At 49.8% G+C, this 646-nt stretch carries 2 rRNA genes; both read left to right on the forward strand.

Features of this window, described 5'->3' with window-relative positions:
• A 16S ribosomal RNA gene (locus ACFFT4_RS06135) occupies positions 1-197 on the forward strand; the annotation flags it as partial.
• 347 nt (positions 198-544) lie between these two features.
• Positions 545-646: ribosomal RNA gene (locus tag ACFFT4_RS06140) — 23S ribosomal RNA — on the forward strand; the annotation flags it as partial.

Raw genomic sequence — 646 nt, forward strand, 5'->3', positions numbered from 1 at the left:
TAATCGCGGATCAGCATGCCGCGGTGAATACGTTCCCGGGTCTTGTACACACCGCCCGTCACACCACGAGAGTTTACAACACCCGAAGTCGGTGGGGTAACCCGTAAGGGAGCCAGCCGCCGAAGGTGGGGTAGATGATTGGGGTGAAGTCGTAACAAGGTAGCCGTATCGGAAGGTGCGGCTGGATCACCTCCTTTCTAAGGAGCTCTTCGGAGCTAAAAAAGACCACGGTCGCGCAAGCGAAGTGGCAAACCGTTTCTTACGCTCAAGTTCAGTTTTGAAAGAGCAATCATCTTTTAGGATGATAATCTTTCAATTATTGCATATCGACAACGCGTTGGTTTCCAACGCTGCTTGCCGGATGTGCGCGAGATGACTTGCGGTCGCTCGTTTGCACCTTGAAAACTGGATATCGAAACAAAAGACATGATAACCTAACGATTATCATGAGCGCGAAAGAAGAAGTATCGTCTTGCCTTACTAGTGTCAACTCATGCTGACAACTGAAGTTTGCTCTTACGATCAAACTTAATAGTTGCAGATAGGTTAAGCTAATAAGTGCGCACGGAGGATGCCTAGGCGCCAGGAGCCGATGAAGGACGCGACGAACCGCGATAGTGCTTCGGGGAGTTGTAAGTGAACGTTG

The sequence above is a fragment of the Cohnella cellulosilytica genome (genome assembly GCF_042431195.1).
GTDB lineage: Bacteria > Bacillota > Bacilli > Paenibacillales > Paenibacillaceae > Cohnella > Cohnella cellulosilytica.